General features: G+C 37.5%; 15 protein-coding genes. 3 read left to right on the top strand and 12 right to left on the bottom strand.

All coding sequences use genetic code 11. From position 1 onward, the window contains the following. The first annotated feature begins 358 nt into the window (after window positions 1-358). The 3 genes from NCI00_RS09765 to NCI00_RS09755 all read left to right on the top strand — a co-directional run bounded on the left by NCI00_RS09765 (window position 359) and on the right by NCI00_RS09755 (window position 1,336). The gene (locus NCI00_RS09765) at window positions 359-808 is read left to right on the top strand and encodes a DUF6934 family protein (protein WP_253526969.1); all 450 of its coding nucleotides are present in this window, start codon (window positions 359-361) and stop codon (window positions 806-808) included. Further along, window positions 798-956 carry a hypothetical protein gene (locus NCI00_RS09760; protein ID WP_253526967.1) on the top strand — a complete coding sequence of 53 codons (159 nt, stop codon included), beginning with the start codon at window positions 798-800 and terminating at the stop codon, window positions 954-956. Before NCI00_RS09765 ends, NCI00_RS09760 begins: the two co-directional genes overlap by 11 nt. A 62-nt stretch (window positions 957-1,018) precedes the next feature. Then, the gene (locus NCI00_RS09755; RefSeq protein ID WP_253526965.1) at window positions 1,019-1,336 is read left to right on the top strand and encodes a hypothetical protein; all 318 of its coding nucleotides are present in this window, start codon (window positions 1,019-1,021) and stop codon (window positions 1,334-1,336) included. A gap of 237 nt (window positions 1,337-1,573) precedes the next feature. On the opposite strand, the gene NCI00_RS09750 is transcribed toward NCI00_RS09755, so the two are convergent. The 12 genes from NCI00_RS09750 to NCI00_RS09695 all read right to left on the bottom strand — a co-directional run bounded on the left by NCI00_RS09750 (window position 1,574) and on the right by NCI00_RS09695 (window position 19,479). Next, the gene (locus NCI00_RS09750) at window positions 1,574-2,575 is read right to left on the bottom strand and encodes an outer membrane beta-barrel protein (RefSeq protein ID WP_253526964.1); all 1,002 of its coding nucleotides are present in this window, start codon (window positions 2,573-2,575) and stop codon (window positions 1,574-1,576) included. A 14-nt stretch (window positions 2,576-2,589) separates the two neighbouring features. After that, entirely contained in the window at window positions 2,590-6,714 is a 4,125-nt protein-coding gene (locus tag NCI00_RS09745) for a BACON domain-containing protein (protein ID WP_253526963.1), read from the bottom strand. 195 nt (window positions 6,715-6,909) lie between these two features. Continuing rightward, on the bottom strand, window positions 6,910-7,503 hold the full coding sequence (locus NCI00_RS09740) for a hypothetical protein (RefSeq protein WP_253526962.1): 594 nt from the start codon (window positions 7,501-7,503) through the stop codon (window positions 6,910-6,912). Between the two features lie 222 nt (window positions 7,504-7,725). Next, the gene (locus NCI00_RS09735) at window positions 7,726-10,146 is read right to left on the bottom strand and encodes a hypothetical protein (protein ID WP_253526961.1); all 2,421 of its coding nucleotides are present in this window, start codon (window positions 10,144-10,146) and stop codon (window positions 7,726-7,728) included. Window positions 10,147-10,149: 3 nt separating this feature from the next. Continuing rightward, window positions 10,150-10,671: a hypothetical protein gene (locus tag NCI00_RS09730; RefSeq protein WP_253526960.1), complete on the bottom strand. Its 522-nt coding sequence runs from the start codon at window positions 10,669-10,671 to the stop codon at window positions 10,150-10,152. Between the two features lies 1 nt (window position 10,672). Next, entirely contained in the window at window positions 10,673-11,251 is a 579-nt protein-coding gene (locus NCI00_RS09725; RefSeq protein WP_253526959.1) for a hypothetical protein, read from the bottom strand. Between the two features lie 343 nt (window positions 11,252-11,594). Further along, entirely contained in the window at window positions 11,595-12,578 is a 984-nt protein-coding gene (locus tag NCI00_RS09720) for an ankyrin repeat domain-containing protein (protein ID WP_253526958.1), read from the bottom strand. A gap of 354 nt (window positions 12,579-12,932) precedes the next feature. Next, the gene (locus tag NCI00_RS09715; RefSeq protein ID WP_253526956.1) at window positions 12,933-13,517 is read right to left on the bottom strand and encodes a hypothetical protein; all 585 of its coding nucleotides are present in this window, start codon (window positions 13,515-13,517) and stop codon (window positions 12,933-12,935) included. 88 nt (window positions 13,518-13,605) lie between these two features. Beyond that, a complete protein-coding gene (locus NCI00_RS09710) occupies window positions 13,606-14,223 on the bottom strand; it encodes a porin family protein (RefSeq protein ID WP_253526954.1) in 618 nt (205 codons plus the stop codon). Window positions 14,224-14,289: 66 nt separating this feature from the next. Then, window positions 14,290-15,333 (bottom strand): TolB family protein, encoded by a 1,044-nt coding sequence (locus tag NCI00_RS09705; RefSeq protein ID WP_253526952.1) that lies wholly within the window; start codon window positions 15,331-15,333, stop codon window positions 14,290-14,292. 103 nt (window positions 15,334-15,436) lie between these two features. Beyond that, complete coding sequence (locus NCI00_RS09700) at window positions 15,437-16,267, bottom strand: LytR/AlgR family response regulator transcription factor (RefSeq protein WP_253526950.1); 831 nt, start codon at window positions 16,265-16,267, stop codon at window positions 15,437-15,439. A 5-nt stretch (window positions 16,268-16,272) separates the two neighbouring features. Further along, window positions 16,273-19,479 (bottom strand): histidine kinase, encoded by a 3,207-nt coding sequence (locus tag NCI00_RS09695; RefSeq protein ID WP_253526948.1) that lies wholly within the window; start codon window positions 19,477-19,479, stop codon window positions 16,273-16,275. Window positions 19,480-19,584: the final 105 nt, after the last annotated feature.

Genomic DNA, 19,584 nt, shown 5'->3' with positions numbered 1-19,584 from the left:
AAGGTCTTGAGCCAGAAACAATCGAAGAAATGACGGAGCTTCACACAGAGATTGTGAATAACCTTTGAAACAAAATAGCCCTGCCGCGCGGCAGGGCTAACGCCCTTGGGTGAAGCCTCTTAGGGTGGCTAAAAATAAAATGAGGAGCAATAAATATCGTTTCATAGTGGTTATATTTGCTAAAAATTGAATCTTAAGTACTGAATCGTAAATAGTTTTTATTATTTTAGAATTTCCACTAGACCCACCCCTCCCAAGAGGGGATTAGAGCGTAAATCCCCTCTTGGGAGGGGTGTCGCGTAGCGACGGGGTGGGTTTGGAATAAAACAAATTATTTTTGACCACATACTTATATTGAATGAATAAACCCCATTATCAGTACCAAACATCAGCCGACGGACAGTATTATTTTTTTGAAAGTATTGGCAAAAACACGATTCCGAAGGTAGTTGGATATATACTGCGAGATGAGAAATCGCAATTGGTTGAACTGGTTTTTGGTGATTTGATTGACAACCAACGCATTGATGTTATGGCGGTGAGCGACAACCAGGATTTGGAATTGGTCATTACAACCGTCATTGATACCTTGGCAGATTACCTCGAACGATTTCCTGAAAAAACTGTTTATTTTCAAGGAAGTACACCCAGCCGAACTCGTTTGTACAGAGCGGCTATTGCCAAAAGCCTCAGCCAAATTGAGCATTTGTACGAAGTTTTTGGGGTATTGCCCAACGACCAACTTGAAACATTTAACAAAAGCCATCATTATCAAGCATATATTATCAGAAAAAAATATGAAATCTAACACTGCAACCGCCCCAAAACAGCCCACTTTCGATGTGGAAAAGCTCCCTGCTTTGTTTAAAGACAGCCCCTCGGTACAAAAACTGCTGAAAGAAAGCGATACCCTTTTGGCTAAACTCAAACTTCCCCCTCGACCTACGGCTCAGTAGAGAAAATGAGGAGCAATAAATATCGTTTCATAGTGGTTATATTTGCTGAAAACTTTAAAATCATGCTAACATTTGAAATCAATGATGCTCAATTAGAACATCGTATTTTGGAAAAAGCCCATGCCATTGGCAAATCAGCACAGGAACTTTTAAAAGACATACTCACCAAAGCCATTCAAGAGGAGGTTGCGCTTGAAAAACTGCCTTTTGATGTGCCTAAACTCGACTATCGCAACCACTCTTCTATTTATAATCCCGAATTATCAGAAGAAGAGTCGCTTTTAGCCGATGATGCTTCTGTTACGCCTTTTGCTCATGTTTCAGATACCGTTGAATTTGCTAATCAATTACGTAAAACAGCTTGGCAACGAAAATCTTGATACCAATATTTTCAATTTATCCCCACCCTGAAAGTGAGCAGTGATTTGGAATAGCCTTTGAAACAAAACAGCCCCACCGCACGGCAGGGCTGTTGATAGATTGCTTTTTGAGCTTTACCATTCTACCACAAAGCCTTCCAAGCCCTGTGCACTCTCCAAACGCACAATGTACTTTTTGCCTTTGACGAATGTGTGGGGCAAGTAAGTTTAATCAGAGTACTAAGGAATTGTACTCTATTAATCAAACGAAAACAAATAGCCTACATTTACCCCTAATACTCTATGATTCAACGAATTGTAATCGTCTGGTTTTGACTTTAATTTGGAAACATCTGATAGCCCATAAATGTATCTCCCTTCAACAAAAAATGTCCCACGAAATAAGTTAGCAGAGATTCCAATATTACCAATAGCACCATAATCGAAGCGATTGTCAGCATAACCATCATTAATATCACTATCGAAATCATACTTTCTGGATGTCTTGTTGTCATCTATTTGACTTGTTAGTTTTGCTTTGAGCCAATATCCTCCATATCCACCGACACTACCGAATATTTTAAAAACATTTCCCCTTGAAAATTTCAATAATATAGGCAAATCTACATAGGTGAAGTTTATTCGGTCATAATCTTGTTCTATGGCGTAACCAATTCCTCGATTTGCATAGTTTAGCTCAGTCTGAATCGACATCACACTATTAATAGGTATCTCGGCACGCAGCCCAATTTGCCACACTAAAAGGGGCTTTTTGTTTTCTGAGGCTATCCCTGTTGTTGTTAATGTCGCACTGATACCGCTTGCCTGAATCCCTATACCAAATCTATTTGAGTTTTTGATCCGTTTATCATTCTCCAAAGATTGTTTACGACTTATGGCTTCTTCTCTCTCCTGCTTTAATACTTCTTCAAAGGTTTTTTGTTTTTGCTCGACCGAAGGAGGTGTTGGCTCTTGTTTTGTGGGTAAGACCTTAGTCGTATCTAATGACACCTTAGACTCGGGCTTTTCAATGGTAAGCGGCTTTGTTTGAGTTGCGACTTTGACTGGTGGTTTAATGGGTGTCGTTTTATTGGGCGTTTTTGTAGATGTTTTTTTGGTACTAGGAGTTACTTTTTTTACAGGTACAGCTGACTTACGAACTGGGGCAACAGGCTTTTTCTGCTGCCCAAATCCAACTGAAAATCCTAAAAGCATGTTTAAAATCCAATAAATAGTAACTAATCTAAGTACTTTTCTCATGTTAAAATCGTCTTTTAAGGATTGTAAATTAATCTCTGACTAGCCACGCTGCTATCTGTTTCAACTACGACTTGATAGATACCCGTTCTTGGAAAGTTTACGCGAAACGGTTCGCAACAAGACTCGTTAAGTGCTTGTTGATAAATAAGACTACCTATCTCATCAAAAATGCGAATGGATTTGGGCTTCCCTATCAAGTTTTCTGTGCCAATAGTAAATGTTCCTTGGGTAGGATTTGGGTGTATAGAAAAATAACTTCTCGCTTCTCGCCTATTGCTTGGTGGTTTACTCGAAACTAACTCCACGCCTAAAATCTCTATGGTGTCAAATAACTCCCCTAAAGGTGTTTGGCGCAGTCGCAACAATTCAAACCTCCCTATGTCGCCTAATAGCCACGTAGGGACTTCTATGTAGTACACTTTTTCACCTTCTTGCAATGGCACTGCGTATTGAAAAGACTGCTCAAAACTGAAATACCGAACTCCTAATTGAGCATTTCGGCTAAAACCTCCCACAGTAACTTTTAGATACTTGGATTCCTTTGGAAAGTATAGATTACTGTGCGTGAGCGAATGATTGCAAGTAGACCGACCTCCAAGCAAATTTGACTTTGTGCAACTGGACTCTTGAGAGTTCGTATTGATGGTGGAATAACCATCATTCAAATAAAAGCCATATAAAAAAGAGTTACCAACAGGAGTGGGACTAGTTGCATTTGCCAAATTGTCAGGGGTACCATATTTAAAGAAATAATTAAAAACGGCATTTAAGGGCTGCCCAGTTCTTGCTTGTATTCTCTTTTCCATTTCGGCTAAACTTATCGTATCAGATACGTTAGGAAGAATAGCTAATCCTTCTGCTACTCTGCTCTTATTGTAACCTACCTTCTGTCGAGTACCCTTGTACCAATTCTTGCGTCCTTCTGACTCAAAATGGCTATCATCAGGCACAATAGTACCTCTGTACCATTCATGTACTCCTGAGTGCGGAATTTTAAATATTCCTAATATTCCTAACAAAGGTGTCGTACCAACCCTAATATTCTCTTCGTCAAGCAAGGTATTGAAAGCATTACTTGCTCTTATACCACTGAAATTAGCAGTGCTTTCAAATAGAGGTACAATAGGCTCATATTTATTGTCTTGTCGATAATAAACGTCTGCTTTTATTACATTGCCCGGTAGTCTTAGATAGGGTTCAGCAGGGAAGTTTTTGGGTAAACCATAAACACCTGGCAAAGAATTGTTTTCACTGTCTTTATTTATATCATTCATAAAAAGAGCAGCAGGATGTGGGTCTAACAAAGTAAAATGCTCTATTTTTTTGTTTGGAAAATATTTTCGCAGCCTGTGCAAAACCTGTAACAATAAAATATTCCCTCGGCCATGGGCAATGAAGTGAAAAGGCAAATCAGATTCAAAAAGTTTGTCGGGTATCTTACCATCAGATGTTTTAGGTCTTGCCAACATTGCAAACAAGTTATCGGCAGATGCTTCCAAAGCCCCATCATTTGGGTCGTTTGAAAGAATAGACCAGTTGTAAAATAAGATAACTTCGTCCTTTTCATTACCCTCACCACTTACCTTTACCCATGTAGATTTGTCAATGTCATTGCGATAAATAGTAGCTTTTCCTCCCTCGTCTTCTACTCGCTTTTTTATGGCAGCGCATATACCTATCTGAGAGTCATCGCCCATTACAAAGTCTTCTACTTTACCTGTCCCCATTGGTTGAAATCCGTGGGTAACTACTGTAATCCCTGATGTAAACTTCTTAATTGCCTTCCCAGCTACGTTCACTTGTACACTTCCGCTTACCTCAGGATTTGATTTACTCGTAATGCGCAATTCATATTCGCCAGAAACAATTGTTTCGGGTACTGTATAATAATGCCTGCCTTGTATAAAATTAGAACTTGTTTGTGGAGAGATAGGCACATTACTGCCAATGGCATAAAGTGCGATGGTGTAATAAGTTCCTAAACTCCCTTCTTGCAATTCAGTAAGCAACTCAACGCTTTTACCTGCTTTAAGCGTAGTACCTGCTGTTGGTGATATAATGGTAATACCAAAACGGCTTTTACCCGCCTGCGTAACAGTGAAGGTAGCTGTTTGAGTACCTGCCGTAAAAGTGATAATGCCTGTACGGGCTGCTGTGTTAGTATTGGCTTCTGCGGTGTAATTTATAGGCAGACTGCTGCCTGCATTACCACTAACAGGACTGATTTTAAGCCAATTGGCGTTGCTGCTGGCAGTCCAGTTGGTATTAGTGGTGAGGTTAAAACTACCCTGCTCACCCGATACGGGGAGTGCACGAGTGGTGGCTGAAAGTGACAAACTTGCATTTGCCCCCGCCTGCCGAATAGTTACGACTACGTTGGCTACGCCTGTAGCCGAAAAGGTAAGTGTTGCCGAGCGCTCTGTGGTAGCAGCGTTAGCAGAGGCAGTAACAGATACATTCTGATTTCCTGTGCCTGAAATAGGCGATATGGTAATCCAATCTGAATTCGCAGATTTGGTAACTGACCAAGAGAGATTGGAAATAACTGACAAAGCCAAAGTAGCGCCCGAGGCACCAATAGTAGCAGGAGTAGTAGAACTTACCGACAATGAGGGTGCAATGCCTGCCTGTGTAACAGTGAAAGTAGCAGTTTGAGTACCTGCCGTAAACGTGATGATGCCTGTTCGGGCTGCTGTGTTAGTATTGGCTTCTGCGGTGTAATTTATAGGCAGATTGCTGCCTGCATTGCCACTAACAGGACTGATTTTAAGCCAATTGGCATTGCTCCTAGCAGTCCAGTTGGTATTGGTGGTGAGGCTAAAACTACCCTGTTCTCCCGATACAGATACAGCACGAGTAGTAGCTGAAAGAGTAAGCGTTGTAGCCTCAGCAGTTACCGTAATACTCTTGGTCATGCTTGCTGCTGTGGCCCCTTGCTTAGTAATGGTAAGTTTTACATTAAAATTATCTGCTCTTGTATATGTTTTAGTAGGATTTTGTTGTGTTGAAGTAGTACCATCCCCAAAATCCCATAGCCAACTTGTAGGGCTACCCGTACTCTCGTCTTTGAAATTTATAGCTTGATTTACTTTGGGAGCAGCAGGAGTGAAGGTGAAATTTGGAGATAAAGGTAAAACTGCATTTACAATTTCAAAATCTGATTCATAAGTTGTATTGTAGAGAAGTTCTTTAATGCTAATTTTATATTTTCCAACTTTGAGCGTATTCCCTTTACGCAAACTAATATAATCGTTGGGTATATAAAACCTTCCCCACTGATCTACAATCTCTCCCAACCCTCTTTGAATTAATAGTGGAGCCGTCCCATCTTTGAAATCAGGACCTTCTATTGAAATTTGAATACGTCCGTTGGGATTAAAGTTTAGCAGTTTTGCATCTATCTCTTCCCCTGAAAGATATTGCTTTTTTGAAATAAAAATTCCTGTTTCGTATGGAGTACCTACCATAAAACTACTCTCAAATTTTTCTCCTGACTTAATATGAGTTAAAGATAGAGTATTTAATCCTTCCTTAAATTTAGTCTTAATATCCCCTTCAAATCGAATGGTATTATATCTACCAATAGACTTAAATTTCTCTTCTTTACTTGAATTAAGTATATTATTGTTATTTATTTTTATAACAAATTCTTCTTCGTCATAACCACTCAGATAATTAGTATAAAAATAAAAGTCCAAAGGGCCTACGGAGGTTGTTAAATAACCATTGAATCTATTATTGATATTTGCTCCATCTTCCCATTCAATAAAGGGTCTGTTCAATAGAATAAACGAAATTTCTTTTTTCACATTATTAATGTCAAATCGAATAGTTATTTTTCTTGACTTTTCAGTAGAAGTACCAAATTCATCTCCAAATAAAAAAGTGGATGTAAAGTTTCCGTTTTCATCGGTTTTATTCCCATTAGAAGTCAATAGATATCCAGTAGTGGTTCTAACACCATCATTACGAATAACAGATACATTTTGGTAAGTAAATGATAAATTCTTCGCAAATCCAATACCTTGAATTTTTATATAATCTCCTGGCGAATACTCTGTCTTGGATAATTCTAATTTTTGTCCCAATACGAGAAATGGTAGAGATATTATGGCCCAGATAAATAAAAGATTTTTCATAAGAAAAATTGCTATTGCTTAGGTTTATAACGATACGGTGTGTCAATCTTAGAAACTGTACTGCATTGCCAAAGTCCCTGGACAACTTTGAAGACCTCTTGAAATTGCTTGAATAACTTGTCGATCAGTAAATTTGTACAATAAGTTCGATAGAAAAATAACTTAGGAAGTTATACAAATAGCCATTATTGGCAATTAGTCAATATCAGAAATTATGCTATTCCCTTTAAATATTGTTCCATCTTCAAGAAGTAAATTAAAATCAACGTTAATTGTTTTAGAAATATTTTTTACTTCAAGATTTCCACTTTTGATTTTAAGATAATCATAATCTTTATTCCAATCTCTATTCTCTTTCTTATATGATGTTTCTTTGATTAAATGAACAGAATTTGGATTATACTCAATAAAACCAGAAGCATTTTCTTTGTTTACTGCATTTTTTATATCCTTTGAACTTAGTTGTGTTGAATCAATAAATATATATTTCCCATCAACTAATCCATATCCCGCCTTGATAGTAGTAACATCAAAAAGAGCTAAAAAATGGTATTCGTCCAAAATAAAAGCACTTTTAGAAATATTATCTGAAATAATTAACGTACCAGTTTCTTTTTGATTATTTCCGTAGTAGTTGATACTTAAATTTCTATATGTGATACTCCTAATTGGTATTTCTAACTTTTTCCCTCTAAATTCAACAAAATTAATTGTCAATTTGGGAATTTGATTTTTCTCACATGAAAAGGAGAAAAAGACAATTATCAATAAATACAATTTGTTTTTCATAAAATATATTTTTAAGAGTTTATTAAATATACAGGGCTTTCTCATAAAATGACAGAGTACTCTCGCCCCCTCAGATACCACGAGCGTTTTTAGGCTTTATCATAGCCTAAACTTAAATTTTGTAACTTATCTAGCTATTTTAATAACAAACAATCAATTTATACTCAATATTAAGGCATTGATTTACATAGACTTAGTTTTCACAAGAAAACCTTGCTTTTTTTAACGATTAAAATATTTATTGTAAATGTACCTAAGCAATTCATCAGATGTGTTGTAAGGTCCATCATCGGTTGCGAAAAAGCCATTACGCAAAACGTACCATTTACCTTTTTTGTCTTGATAAACATCAAATTTATCATCAATCCAAAAGTTTTCTTTTCGTAATTCATATTTATCACACGGGCAAAAACCAGTAAAATCCTTAAAAATAATCCCTTTGTCTTCAACTATTCCTAATAATTTAAAACTTGTTCTACTTTTGAAATCTTGAAAATCTTTAATTTCTTTATTTACAATTGCTTCCTGTTCTATCCTTTTCTTTCGTTCATTATACTCAACTTCCCTTTGTTGTCTTAATTCAGCCTCTCTAAGTCTTCTTTCTTTTTGTTCAGGGCTTAATTGGTCATGTAGTTTTTTCTTAAATACTATCTCGTTTTTACAACCCATTTTAGATTGAAAATAAGAGTCTGATACTATTTTTTCTATGAAATTATCAAAATCTTTTTCACTTTCCAATCTATATCCATCATTCTCTTCCGCTCTGCAATAAACTTTGTTAAAATCATTTCTATCTGTAATAACCCAATAATCATATCCATTTATAGCCCCACCGAAATCGAAAATACCCTTAGTTTCTTTCTCATTTATTTTATGAATCATTAATTGATGAGTTTTATATTCGTCTAATTTCTCCTGTGGTACAACCAAATCATAAATAACAGCACTATTTTTTGATGAAAGGCCATTTTTAGACCAAAGATAAGACCCAGTTCTAGTAAAAGATGTCTCGCTTACACTACTCACATATAACTCACATTTTTTTCTTTTCCATTCACTAACCTTTCTTTCAAACTCTTCTGTATATGATGGAAAAAGGCGTAAAAAACTTGCATATTGGTCATATTTGGTTAGTTTTTGATAAAGAATCTCAGAATTTTCTTTTGTGGGTTCAATCTGTGCAACAAAGTAAAATTGGTCATAATTTAAGTTTCGTATATCAGCTCCGTCTTTCAAATATTTTCTAACCAAAGTTTCATTTTTTTCATTTAATGCAGCTAAGAATTCAGTATTAAATTCTCTAATACTTGCTAACGCTTTTTGTGTGTCAATACTTAAAGTATAACCCAAAGTTTCATTTTTGGCATTTTTTGACAGCCATGTATTAGATTTAAGCGTATTACTCAAATCTTCCAAACGAGCTGAATTTAAGCTTTTGTAATTATTTGTAACGTTTTCTAATGTTGAGACTATTATTTCTTGTTTCAACTTATTAATTAAGTTTGACTCAAATTGATTAGAAACATCGTTAAATCTATAAAATAAAACTTCACCATTTGTAAGTGATTTATTGTTTTCATAAAGGTCGTACTCGTTATTTACAAAATTTAACTTCAATGATTTTGAAGAGCTAATGAAATCCTCCAAAGAATTGCTAAAATTGAGATATTTTATTTTAGCAGATTTTGATAGTGGGTTATCATTAAAAGCTAATAACCATTCATATAAATATTCCTTTTTGTCGGCACTAAAATAGTTTGGGAAATCCGCAAAAGTTAAGTATTTTTTATAATTGTTTAAGTAAGGCCTTAATTCTGATAGGCTTATATTGGGAATTATTCTTCTAGCTATATCCTTTGTCAATAGACTATTTGGATAAAGTGCATCAAAACTTTGTAAGTTTGAATAATCTTTTGCGGAATTCGCTAAATAACTTTCCCCTAATGGCTTAATTGATGGAAAATATTCAATACTTTGCTTATACTCATCAAAATTTGTTGAGGATAAAAGGTGTTTTTTAGAAAGGTTTTCTTGGTTTTCATTTGGATAAACCTTTGAAATTTCTTGTAATGAATACCTGTTACTTACACTTACTGCTTTGTTAAATACTTGACTTGAATACTGACTCTGAGGAAAGGCTTTTTTAAAGTATATCGCATCTTGTAGATTGTTAACTGTAAAATTACTTTCATAGCTTTTATCCACAAATTCTAAATTGCCATAATTATTGTTTAATGCAATGTATCTTTTGTTAGGGTCAAACTTTCTTTTCCAAGTCGCATAGTTAGATTGATTCACCAAAAATTGTTTTCGGTCGCCTAATAGATAATCAAATGAATTATTCAACCCATAACCTGCTATGCCACCTATAACCGCACCACCAATAGAATTAGTATTTAATTTTCCATCTGAATAGCCTAATGCAACTGGGAAATATTTATAACCTAAATAACCACCAACACCAACAGAAATAATTTGTGTTGTTATACCAATTACAGATTTTTTGTTATTTAACGTAGCTCCATTTATTGAAAAAATGGCGGAATTATTATTGATAGAACCTTTATTTTTATAATTTGCTTTTCGTACAATACAACTCTGAAATACAAATATTAGACAAAATACTAAAAGAAATTTTCTCATATTTTAGGATTTTTTAGCTAATGTACATTTATAAGTATATTCTTGGTCTTTATTTGGTTTTATCTTGAATGTAAGATAGATGTTTTTTTTTAAAGGGATAGTAGAGCCACTACCATTATATAATGTAAAAATTTCAGGATTAAAATTGATTTGTTGATTATTAAAAATCAAATTATATCCATTTAATGATGCTTTCAACTTAATGTCTTGACTTGATTTATTTACATACTTTTTACAACCAAAAATACACTCCCAAGGAAAAGTTAAAATAATATCCTTTTCATTTAGTGATGATACATTTGACTCGAATTCAAAGTTGGTCACATCTGAGGTATTACTTAATAAGTAATATATTGTTAGATTAACTTTGCAATTATAATCGCCAATTAAATCTATTGTTTTAGGAGGTAAACTCGGGTTTTCTATTGTTTTTTTGAAAAAGTATTCTTCAATAATTTGAGGTTCAGTTTCTTCAATACTACAAGAAAATAGGAATAGAAGTGAAATACATAAAAATATTCTCATATTAATGAAGGTTTAAATAAACGTTTAAAGATATTTGGCTATAATCTTCTTGGGTCAATGTGAGAGGGTGGCTATAATTAATCGATATAGAAAGTCGGTTTTGTGGGTTTGAAGTAAAACCCAAACCCCAATACGGAAATTTCAAGATTTTACTTGTAATAATTTTTGAAGATTCATCGAAACTCCCAAGAATACTATATTTATATCCACAGGCAATATTGAGAATTTGGTGTGTATGTGGAATCATATTGAATCCGATTAATCCTTCATATCCTCTCAATTTTGTTTCTTTCGAGTTATAAATGTAATTCACATCATCTGTTTGGAATTGCTCAGTAAAAAAATTAGCTCGTATTATTATAGGATTTACGATATAGCTTGTTGAAACATTAAGGCCATAGGCAGATGAAATTTTACCATCTTGGACAAGTTTATTAAACCCAACGTTCAATATTTGAGAGCGATGTATTCCCCAACCAATTTGAAATGCTTTCCAATTTCGATTTTGTGCGTATAATTCGGGAGTTAAACCAGCCAATAAAATCAACACTAATAATAGATAAGGTTTTGTTTTGTTCATACATTCGACTGTTTAAATGAAGCGGGGCTTTCTCCTGAATATTAACTATCTGTAAATCGGAATTTAATATTGCGCTTAGAGTGTTTGCTTGTCATTAAAAAAGATTAAATAAGTACCAAAATATAGGTTAATTTGGCTTTGTTGCATGGCTCTCTTTTTAAAGGAATTAATGCTAAAAGACCAGTAAGAAGTGAGTTTTTACATTTTTACATGCCAAACAGCCAATTCTAAACAGACTCTCTCTTATAAACGCCGTACAAAACACATTTAATATTGTATTTTATTGATATAAAATACCCATGCAACAAAGCCAGCAAATTCTAATACTTCATAATCCTCAAATTTATTTACCAAAGTAGAGGAAGTCCTTCATTGTTTCAGATTTCGCAATATCTATTAATGGCTTATATGAATCTTTAAAATATCCTGGATAACTACTGGGCTGTCTTAAATTGGCTTTAAAAGAAATTAGTAATTTTACAATTTCCAAATTATCTTTAAAAACAGCCATACTCAACGGCGAATATCCCCATTGGTCTCTTAAATCAGGACTTGCTCCTTTTTCAAGGAGGTGTTTAACCACTAATATTTCTCCATTTTCACATGCTCTAGTTAATGGAGTAGATGCTTCTCCTTTATTATACTGACTATAATATTTCTCGTTCAAATTTCCACCTTTTGCAATTATTACATCTAATGCTTTGATTTTATTGGCTATTGAAAGCTTTTTGTTATCTATAATTAAATAAACGAAATCTTCTGCATTAACTTTCTTTTTTGTAGAGCTAAATTTTTGAAGTAGTGCGATATCTCCATTCGCAATTGAATTCAAAATGAGTTCACGATTAAAATCAATTTCTCCTGAATTTGAGATTAGATATTCTTTAATTGAATTGTTAAAAGTAGACTGAGAGATAGCAGTATAATATCCTTCAACTTCATCGGTTAAATTGTAGTAACAAACTTTTCCATTAGGGTCTGCTCCAAATTTTACTAATGTTTTAATAATCTCAAATGATTTGGAAATTTCTTCTTGACTGTGATAAAATTTAGGATTTAATTTATCCAAAGTGTAAAGAAGGGGGCTTCCAGAGTGGGGGCTATTAAAAATAACATTCAAATTAGGTTTTGAATTTGAAAGGTACATTTCTAATTTTTCATTATTCCCTGTGTTAATAAAGTCTATTATCCTTGTCTCTAATGCGGGCTCTAAGCCAGTTTTAACCGATGCTTTTGGGAGACAATTAATTTTTTTTTGACCAAAAGAACTTACTATTGTTGAAAAGGCACTAAGCACGGTTAGCAAAATAATAAATTTTCTCTTCATTTTATTATTGTTTTAATTGTTAAATTAATCTGAAGTAGTCTTTCTCATAGTAGTAGGGCTTTCATATAAAACCAGTTGCTGTGTCATTAATTGAATTAAGGCATCAAATGTATCGATAAATCCCTTAATCTGTGAGACCATATTCTTGACTTTTTGCCGCTTTAACAAGGAAAAGTGTAAGTAAATCAAAAATATATTTTGTAATTGGGGGTAAGCAGTATCTGTTGTTTCTGTATGATAGAAGAAATATCGTTGTATATTTCAATAAAATCTTTTTCGCCTGAAATAAGACTTGGATCTAATGCAATTTTATTGGAATTCATAAACTGTACTTTCAGCATCCCTGTTTGGACTCTAAAATCTGAACCCCACCCCAACTGAGTAAGAGGGCGAAATGCTTAAAGCCAGTCTTCGACTGTCTGTTGTTATTCGTTCTTCGTTATTTCTATTTAGTACTTCTGAACGTTTTGTGAGAGAATAGTTTAGGGTACTAAACCTCACATCGGTCAAAAAAAACATTGTTTTAGAAAAATGGTAGTATATACCAATAATCGGAACAATAGTAAACCCCAGAGACCTTTCCTTTGTACTTAATGTAAATGAGTTTGGAATATTTTCAACTTTTGCTTGTGAAAACGATGTTACAATATCGCCCCCGTAGTAAAGCGTGAAATCATCGCCAATTTTCTGCCTTATTTCGTAACCAGTTGATAAAGCAAATCCTAAAAATTGATTTTTTAACGTTGTCCCAATCTTGTTGTCAGTGTTAGAGCGGGTTAAACTTATACCCAATCTCAGAGCTTTTGATTCTTGAACCCTTTTGTATATTGGGCCTTCATAGCCGAACACACCAATGGCAAACTCATTTTGCTCATTTTGACAAAATGTAGCATTGATAGTAGTTGCCATCACAATCAAAAAAAAACAAATTTCTTTCATATAAGACACTGGTTATAAACACTTTAATTAAATGCCAAAATCTATAATACACCGAAAACTATATCGCGTTATCAATTAACCAATATGGTTAATTGATAACGTATCCCAACCTTATTGTAGAGCAGCGCGTGTGTAAAGGGTCGGTGGGATCTTGGCTTAGATTTATAATGCCAGGGCTTTGATTTATAGATAACATAATTTTGTTATTGAATTCGATTCCTACACCTATGTTAAAACCAAAATCCGTTCTTCGAGGAGAATCCGTTTCACTAAATATCTTTCCAGACGTGAAATCTCCATCAAAAAGCCGATTATAACGACCTCCTATTGCCATCCCCCCAAATACCCCGCCTGCTAATGTTAGGTTTAAGTTTTCGCGGATGAATACTTTGTAGCCTATATTAAACGGAATATTGATATAGTTAAAAACTAATTTGTTGTACTCAAGACCTCCGAAATTAATTCTTCCACCTTTTCCATTGTACTGAATGCCAGAAGTAAAAAACACTGACTTACTGAGCTCTTTGGAAACTTCTATTCCCAGCGACAGTGTTGGGATTGTATTTGTAACCCCACCCATATATTTTAATTTAGCAATATTTAGTCCAGCATGAACAATAAATTTTACGGGTAATGGAGACGTTTGTGCATAAGAATAATACCAACTCCAACTCAGTAAGGCGAAAATTAAGGTTGTTTTTTTCATTTTTTTGTGAGTTATTAAAAGCAAGTTTTGAAATGGAATCAAATACCAAGCACCGTATTAAAAATACTACATTCTTGGCTTTACCTTCCATATATTATAGTTCCCACTGGCATTTGAATAAAAAAATACCAGTCCATCAGGGCTCCAACATGGATCCCCTTCGTGAGTATCGCCTTGTGTAAGTTGTTTAACGTCCGTACCATTTGGCCGCATCATATATATATGATAGTTTTTACTGGTAGGATTGTCTTGATTAGAACTATAAGCTATCCAACGACCATCTTTCGAAAAAGCACCATCTCTACAGTCGTACTCACCGCTAGTTAACTGTGTTTTCTGACCTGTTCGGAGATTCATTGTAAATATTTGTACACGATTATTGATAGTAAGATTATAAATAATTTGGTCATTATCAGTAGGATTTATGGCCACATGATTACCATCTGTTAAAACAGTAAATTCTCCCCCTTGGCTATTCATAGAGCATATCATTCGGCTATTACCTATTAAGGTCGTGAAAATCACTTTTTTACCGTCGGTTGTCATATTAGGCTCTGCATCATCACCGCCCATAGCACCCTGCGAAATGTAATTGAGTCCTACGCCAGTTTCACCAGTACGTACAATAACGGGTTGGGCTGGTTTGCGGTAAGAGAAGATAACCCCTGAGCCGTCAGCCAGCCAAGTCGCATCGCGTGCATCTTGTACCAACGGGCTACGTATTTGAGAACCTACTTCTTTTCTGACAATAGCACTACGATGACCAACTTTATTGACAACAGATGGCTGTTTAAATAGTGACCCTACTGTTGAAGAATTGGCGGATTCAATGATTACTTTTTCGTTTTCAGAATTTTGGTATAAGAGAAATTTACCATTAGGACTGATACGAGGGTAAAATTCATGACTTGGCTCGTTGGTTTCGCGGGTTAGATTTTCGGCATTTGATGTAGTACCAGGCACGGTAGATAACTCTATCTTTGACTTTTGCGGAACTGGTTGGCAACTCTTTAAAAACATTACCATAATAACTGCGATGATAAATAATCCCCTTTCTTTTAGGAAACCAAGAGAATTACTATTCCAACCAAAGATTAGAAAACTTGACATAACAAATGGGAATTAAGAAGTTTATACTAGAAATACTGTACCCAATTTGCATGTTTAATCCACAAAGAATCTACTCATTTATCCAATTATGTAGTTTTTTGGATTAATCGGTCGTTTTTGGGAGTGGTGCATACTGCTGTGAAAAACGTTCGCGCAGCAAAGTCGCCCCCTGGCGCGATGGAGAAATCACCTTACCGTCGCTCATTCTGACGTAGTTTTCTTGGGAATGAAACAGACTCATATTGTCGAGATTGACGATGTAGCTTTGATGCACCCGTAGAAAAGAATAGTTTTCTGACAAAAATTCGTAAAAACCTATCAACTCCATGCCTACTACCTGGCGTTTGTCGGTGAGGTAGAAGATAGTCTGCTTGCCGTCTGATTCCAGATAAAGTACCTCTTTGGGGTCGAGGTTTATCCATTGGCTGCGCACACTTCTTACAAAAAAAGGCTGGCGAAAGTCCTTGGTTTTGAGTAGCTTGGTCATTAGTTCAACCTGCTGATTATAAATTTTTATGGCTTCTTGCTGCCCCTTCACTTCTTGGTATGCAAACCATGCCTCGGCTTTTAAGACAGCCTCTTTTAGCTTTTGGGGGTCAATGGGTTTTTGAAGACATTGCAGTGCGGAGTAATCGGCGGCGAGGGTAGCGTAGTTTTTCTCACGGGCATGGCCCGACATAAAAATAAGCTGAAACCTAATGTCGCCTTCAGAGCGGCACTGCTCAATGAGATTGAAGCTGGTCTCGTCGTAATGAAACTCTACATCAAGCAGCAGCAGTTCTGGGTCATAGGTTTTGATGGCCAGAGCCGTATCATCGAGGGTGAGCGTCTTGGCCACAATGTTCACTTGTGGGCAAAACATCTTCAATTCGCGGCAAATGGCATTGAGTTGTGGCTCGCTGTCGTCGGCAATAATAGTGCGTAGTGTTTTCATGATTTCTAAAAATGTAAATCTTGGCAACGAATGATGACGCGCGTACCTGTGGCAGCACCGTCAGTATCATACTTATCAATGGTCTCAATATCAATCAGATAATCTAACGAGCGACAGACTTCAGCGCGTAGCGTGACCAAGTGTGTACCTGCCGACCGGTGGGTTTGCAGTGCTTTCTCTTGCTTAAGCTGCGCCGCCACCCGCCCGATACCGTCGTCTTCGACTTGGCACACCAGCGTTTCGTCGGCTTCTTGCCAAAACCGCACCCACAGGTTGCCTTTGCGGCCTCGGAGCGGAAACAACCCTTTTTTGATGGCATTTTCGACAAAGGGCTGGATAATCATGGGCGGAATCCTGACGTAGTCTAAGGGCAGGGTATTTGCCACTTCAAAATGCACCTCGAAACGATTGGGATAGACCAACTGCTCAAAATCAATATACATCTGCAAGAGTTTGATTTCTTGTTCGAGCGTAATCAAGCCCTCGTTGAACGAGCGACGGCTACCATCGAAACTCATCGAAGCCGACAAGTAGCTACGCATCAAATCTCCGAGCTTAACGATAGAAGCGATTGTAGCCTGCTCCCTGCCCTCATACACTAGGTTTTTCATGGTGTTGAGCACGTTGTAGGTAAAGTGCGGATTCATCTGCGACTGAGCGGTTTGGAGTTGTAGCACTTTGAGGGTATATGCCTGCTGGACAGTTTCTTGCTCTTTGGCGCGAATTTGGGCTGCTTGGATTTGTAGCTGTTGCTCTTTGTTTACAATATCTTGCTGTTGATCCAGGCTACGCTTACGCGCTTGCAAGGCCTTTTTCTGCTGCCGCAGAAAGTACCCACCTGCCACGCCAACCAGAAAAACCAACACTCCCGCTGCATAAAATGGGAAATAGGGCGAATGCCACAGCCAAATATGGACTGAAAAACGTACCGCCGCCACGGGGCTATCGTTCCCCTTAGAGCTCCCCATACGCGACTTGACCAACATTCTATAACTGCCTGATGGCAGATTATCGAGGATAACAAAAGGCGATTCCTGCCATGCCGACCATTGTTTGCTGTACCCTTCTACCAAGTAGCTGTACTGCGACCGAAAGGGCTTATCGCCCCCCACCGCCTCAAAATCTACCCGAAAGGTGTTGGTGCCAAAAGGCAACTGAAACACACTGTCGCGCGCAAACTGCACAAAAGGCAGCGGCGTTTGGTTGAGTTTGGTGATGTAGGTTTGAGAAAGCTGTGGTTTGAGATCGAGCTTTTGAGGATCCAACACCGACAGCACCGAGCCTGACGCAATCCATACCTGCCCTCGGCTGTCTTTATACATGCCGTTTTGGCTTGGCTCAATTCCCATAAACCCATTGTGGTGGTTGTAGCTCTTCAGAACTACCTTGCGGCGGGCATACCATGCCTTCAGATCCATGATATACAAATTGTGCATGGCACCGATAAGCAAATGATCGTCGTCGAGGAGTTGTACTGCATTGATATGTCCTGCCCCTTCCAACTCCGGCACCCCGGACGACAGGGTACGGGTACTGTCGCGGCGGCTGTCTATATACATCAGGCCACCGCGCAAAGTGGCGAGCCAAAGCGTGCCACGTTTATCGAAAACCATGTCTAATGCGCAACTGCCCTTATGTTTTTGGTTGTCGCGGCCATACTCCGTCCATTTTTTTGTGTTATCATCGTAGCAGCTAATCATGTTACAGCCACCCAGCCAATACACCCCCGGCTTTTCCAAGGCCATACTCAATATGTACAGATTGATGTTCATGCCTTCTTTGGCGGTGAGGCTTCGGTGCCGAAAGGGCGGCTTGTTTTCAAAAATATGTACGGCTTTTTCGCTGCCTTGCAGCACCAAATTGCGGGTGGGGTCTTCGAGCAGGCAAAAAGCAATGGACGTGGGATACTTAGTAGCAGGATTGGAGCGCGTGATAAACTCAAACTTTTTACCATCGTGCCACAAAATACCGCCTGCTTCGGGTAGCCAGAGATGGCCTTGTTTGTCGCGAATGGCGTGGTAGTACCAACTATTGTATTCTCCGCTAAGACCCGAGAGTTTTTGGGCTTTTTGGATTTGCCGCCGTATAATATCCTGATAGCCGCTCACCGTATGCAGGCGTTGGCCGTCGTAGCGCTGGAGGGGATGGCCATAACTCGCTATCCATACATCCTTTTTCGCATCTTCCACTACCGTCCAGGCATAAGGCACTTCGTTTTCAGGAAAGTACCGAAAACCGTTGAGCGCCACATACACCAGCCCTTTTTCGGTGCCAAGCCACGCCCCCTGTGGGGTATAAAGGACATTTCCTGTATCATTCAGCGGTACCGAAAATAATACCGTAAAGTTTGACGTATTGGCTTCGAGCAGGTAGGTCTTGGATTGGAAATTGAAAATCCAATCGAAGGGCACCGTGCGCAACACTTCGCAGCGATTGTCTTTGGTGCGCAAAAAAGGCTGCCACTCCTTGCCTCCCAACTGCGCATAGTAGGTGTATTGGCCCAATGATTGCTCCACTATCACTGGCCGATTGTTGGCCGCGTAGCGCCATGCGAATCGTTTTTCTTCGGATGACTTATTTTTTGCTTCAAAAATGGGGGCCAGCAATTCGTACCTGAGTGGGTTGATACGCGCCAAGCCCACCGAGTCGATGTGAGCAATGAGCGAGCGGGTTGCCTTATCGTAAAAAAGGTCGTATGTTTTTTTGTTTTTTAGCCACGGCCAATTAACTGCTACTACCGAGTCGGCCTCTACGGTATGTAGGATGCCTTGGTCGTTGGTGCAGAAGAGCTGGTCTTGGTCATTGATGCATAGATGGGAAAACCTTTTTCGCCCCGTGCGCAGTCGGGTGAAATTCTTACCATCAAAACGACTCAAACGACCCACTTCCGAATAAAGATATAGATATCCTCGACTGTCTTCGACAAAACGATTTACTTGATTAGTAACGTATTTATAATCAGGCGAATAACGCTCAAATGTTTCTCCGTTCAACTTAGAGAAGCCATACTTCGTACCCACCCACAGATACCCTCGGCTGTCTGGAAAAAGACCCGTTACTTGGCTTTGTGAGAGGCCGTCTCGGGGCGTGTAATGGGTCGTGGGATACTTTTGGGCAATACAATTACCAATCGAAAAAAGCAGTAACAGAGATAAAAAACCTAAAGTATTACACATCGGTAACCAGGCAACAAGGCGGGTATATGTATTCATAACTTATCAAGTCTTACTGTAAAAATTATTTTACCCCTATTCAATCTCTTAAAACACAGGTATATTTAGCTTTGACTCCTTTATGACTACTCACAAACGGTAGAA

The sequence above is a fragment of the Runella salmonicolor genome (genome assembly GCF_024158025.1).
Classification (GTDB): Bacteria; Bacteroidota; Bacteroidia; order Cytophagales; family Spirosomataceae; genus Runella; species Runella salmonicolor.
Note: the sequence above shows the minus strand (reverse complement) of the source record. Positions and strands in the feature narration are given on the sequence as shown.